Annotated in this window: 3 protein-coding genes; all 3 read left to right on the top strand. The window is 61.7% G+C overall.

What is annotated here, in order from left to right:
* Positions 1–451, top strand: a 451-nt coding sequence (locus P7D22_RS20005; RefSeq protein ID WP_319936024.1) for a hypothetical protein, incomplete at its 5' end; no start/stop codon positions are given.
* Positions 452–794: 343 nt separating this feature from the next.
* On the top strand, positions 795–1358 hold the full coding sequence (locus P7D22_RS20000) for a recombinase family protein (RefSeq protein ID WP_319936023.1): 564 nt from the start codon (positions 795–797) through the stop codon (positions 1356–1358).
* Positions 1359–1854: 496 nt separating this feature from the next.
* The coding region (locus tag P7D22_RS19995; RefSeq protein WP_319936022.1) for a putative bifunctional diguanylate cyclase/phosphodiesterase at positions 1855–4011 on the top strand (2157 nt) is incomplete at its 3' end.

The following is a 4011-nucleotide window of genomic DNA, read 5'->3' as shown; positions in this document are numbered from 1 at the left end:
TTATGCTATTGTGGGCAGCAGCAACACTGTGACTCTCTTGTACAGCGGAATTACTGGCCCAACAAACTTTGGATCGCAATCCTTTTCGGTCGGCTTTGCATCCTCGGAGACTGGTGCTGAAGTTGGCATCGTTGGAGATGGTGGTTCTCCCAATCCGGCCGGTCCGGGCCTAATACTACTGCCGAATGGGTACATATCTGGATCTGAATTGGGCGTTTCGACTGCCACTTTCGCCAATACAACCCTAGCTGATCTCGGCTTAACCGCCGGCACCAGCTTCGCATATCTTTTCCCGGCCCAAGGTGGTGAAAGCTTAGATACCTTTACCGTTAACGTTGGTGTCAGCCCCGTCCCGCTCCCAGCCTCGGCCCCCATGTTCGGCGCTGCCCTTTTGGCCCTCGGCGCTGTCGGCTATGGCATGAAGCGCAAGAAGGCTGCTGCTGCTGCCTGATCCCGTCGGCAAGTCAGCACGACACGCGCCCGTGGCTCACGCTGCGGGCGTTTTCATGTGCCTATAAGCGGACGTGTTCAGAGTCCGAGATGTGTCGGCAGGAGACGCGCCGCTCGGCCCGGCTCGGCAACGCGCCAATGGCTGCTTGTGGGCGGGAGCTGCCGCAAGCCCGTACGGGGAGCCCATGCATCTACATCAGTGCTGGACGCTTGACTCTCCCATTAGGGTACACCCTTGAGCTACGCGCAATGTTACACCGCAGGTGCGTCACTTACGGGTTGACTAATACTCAATGTTACAGCAGTGGGAAATGGTTAACCCAAATGTTACAAAGCTCTCCAAGATGGCTCGCATCGGCTACACCCGCGTCTCGACTAGCGATCAGGATCACGGATCACAGGAAGCCCGTCTCAAGTCCGCAGATTGCGACGTGATCCGGGCCGAGAAGGTGTCGGGCAAAAACCGGGACGGACGGGACGAGCTGGCTACCGTGATGGATTCCATCCGGCCGGATGACGAACTGGTGGTCGTGAAGCTCGACCGCCTCGGCCGCTCCACCCGCGACGTGCTGAACCTGGTGCATGAGCTGGAAGGGAAGGGGGCCGCCTTGACGGTGCTCGAGCCCAGCTTCTCGACCAAAGACGCCACCGGCTCCATCCTCGTGACTGTGCTCGGCATGGTGGCTGAGATGGAGCGCAAGTTCATCCGCGAACGGCAGCAGATCGGCATCGAGGCTGCGAAAGGCAGGGGGGCCTACACCGGGCGGAAAGTCACGGCGCCAATCGACAAGGTGCGTCAGCTTCATGCGGTCGGTATGGGTCCAACGGCAATTGCCAGGGAGACCGGACTAAGCCGGATGCACGTGTACCGGCTGACGAAGGGTCTGCCAGCGCCTGCGACCCCTTGATGGACGCACAAGCCGCCATCCTGACCCGCATGGCCGGCGGCGCCACGCTCACGCACTCGCTGCTCGGAGATCGGCTCTAGTCGCTGCTCGACGACCCTTTCGCGGTGTTCGATGACGTATCGCCGCGTGTGCTGCTCTCGGGCGTTCTTATTGCCCTGGCGCAACAAGGCAGCGTCAAAGCCGATCGGGCCAACACTTATAGGCTTACCTCGACCGGTCGTGCCGCTCTCAGGGCTTGGCTCCTTCGGGGCCGCTGAACGAAAGATGTCGCCCGATGACAAGGTGCGCCATGCAATTGCACCACCTACTTGGCACGCGGGGCAGCGTAGGCGTCGTGACCTGCATTGCCATCAGAGCGGCCATGTGCATCGGCTTTATGGACAGCGCCCGTATGGATGGCCGGACTTGCAGGTAAGTTCGTAACCCTATCTGCAACAAAGCACATTTGCCTATGCGCGTTGGTAGGTCAGCAATCCCTCTCGTTTAGCGTCGCTGTATGAGCACGGCTGACGCTAAATCCCCTGCTGCCCCCGACACAGCCCGCTGGCCGGAGCCCGCATCCGAACAGGAGCGGCTGGCCGATCTCATCACGTTCCAGGTCAGTCTCGCTCACGAAAGTGATCTCGATCAGATCGTCGCCCTCGCCAGCGATCTGCTCGACACGCCGATCGCGCTTCTAAACCTCGTGCATGAGGTCGACCTGCAGGTGAAGGCGCATTTCGGCCTTGATGTGGAACGCGTGCCGCGCCAGCATGCCTTTTGCAGCCACACCATCTTGCAGGCCGACGTGTTGGTCGTCGAGGATACCGCCCAAGATCCTCGTTTCGCTGCCAACCCTCTCGTCACAGATGCTGGATTTCGCTTCTACGCCGGCGCACCGCTCACGTCGTCGTCAGGGCACAACATTGGCTCGCTTTGCGTCGTCGACACCGCTCCCCGGCAAGCCCTGACCGAAAAGCAACGCCGGACCCTGACACGGCTGGCCGATCTCGTGATGGACAAGCTCGAGCTTCGTCGCCTCAAGCTCGCCGACACCATCGCCTCACAGTTCGCGCGGGCGACCGCCGAAGCTTTCCTCTGCGTCGACACGAAGGGCCGCATTTCCTACTGGAACACGGCCGCTGAAAGCCTCTTCGGCTATAAGCGTGAAGATGCTATCGGCCGCTCCCTCGACCTGATCGTGCCGGAACGTTTCCTTGGCGCTCATGCCAAAGGAATGGGTCGGGTTGCGGCCGGGGCGCCATCGAAGCTGGCTGGACGCCCCGTGGAGCTTGTTGCCCGGAAGCGCAATGGCGACGAGTTCCCGATCGAGCTGCTCATCTCGGTATGGGACGAGCATGGATCACGCGGTATGGGCGCCATCATCCGCGACTTGACCGAACGGCAGAGTCAACAAGCTCATCTCGAAGGTCTCGCCCTGACCGACCAGCTGACCGGGGTGCCCAATCGCCTGTGCTTCACCCAGCGGCTCCAAGCGGCGCTTGCCGATCCGGACCAACCCGTCACGGTGTTGATGTTCGATCTCGATGGCTTCAAGGCGGTCAACGATGGGCTTGGGCACACGGCCGGCGACACGCTGCTGCAATCCCTGACCATTCGCTTTCTCGGCAAGCTCGATCCATCCGCTACCCTGGCGCGATTGGGCGGTGACGAGTTCGCTATCCTGCTCCCCGCCTGCGGTGACCCGGTCATGGCCATGACGCTCGCGACGTCTCTCATCGATGTCGTGCGTGAGCCTTTCAGCATCGACACGCATCTGGTCACGATCGGTGTGAGCATCGGCATCGCCATCACGGGGCTTGTCGCTCACGACGCCGAACAACTCAGGGGAGCGGCCGATCTTGCCCTCTATGAGGCCAAGGGCAGCAAGCGCGGTCAAGCCGTGCTGTTCGAGCCACATATGCGCGAGCGCTCCATCGCCCGTCGCACCCTGCTGACCGAGCTTCGACGGGCTGTTGTCGAAGGCGAATTCGTGCTGCACTACCAGCCGCAGATCGATCTTACGACCGATCGGCTAATCGGTTGCGAGGCCTTGCTGCGCTGGAAGCACCCGCATCGGGGACTGCTTTACCCGGATGCCTTTCTGGCGACGCTCGACACCAACGAACTTGCCATCCAGGTCGGCTGGTGGACGCTCGACGAAGCCTGCCGGCAGCTGAACGTCTGGGATGCCGCAGGGCTGGTAGTGCCCTGCATAGGCGTCAACCTGTTTGCCGCGCAGCTGCACGCTCCAGACGTCTTCGAACGGGTTGTCGCTTGCCTCGACGCCTATGGTCTCGCCCCTTCGCGCCTTGAACTCGAACTCACCGAAACCATCGCCCTGCAGCAGGACGATGCCGCACAGGTTCCGCTCAGCAAGCTTAAGGCGCATGGCGTCGGCTTGGCCTTCGATGATTTTGGCACCGGGTTCGCGTCGCTCAGCACGTTGCGCCGCTTTCCGCTGACACGTCTCAAGATCGATCGCAGCTTTGTGCGGGATCTCACCGTCGATGACGAGGATGCCGCCATCGTGGCTGCCGTGATCGGTCTTGGCCAGAGCCTGAAGCTGAATGTCATCGCCGAAGGCATCGAAACGCGCGAGCACCAAGCCGCACTGCTGGCTCTCGGCTGTGTCGAGGGCCAGGGCTTCTTGTTCGGGCGCGGGCTCGAGCCG

It is taken from the genome of Lichenihabitans sp. Uapishka_5 (assembly GCF_033947565.1).
In the GTDB taxonomy this organism is placed as follows: Bacteria; Pseudomonadota; Alphaproteobacteria; order Rhizobiales; family Beijerinckiaceae; genus Lichenihabitans.
Note: the sequence above shows the minus strand (reverse complement) of the source record. Positions and strands in the feature narration are given on the sequence as shown.

Bases quoted from the DNA above. Each gene is read 5' to 3' on its own strand.
- P7D22_RS20000 (WP_319936023.1), top strand. From the start codon at position 795: ATGGCTCGCATCGGCTACACCCGCGTCTCGACTAGCGATCAGGATCAC.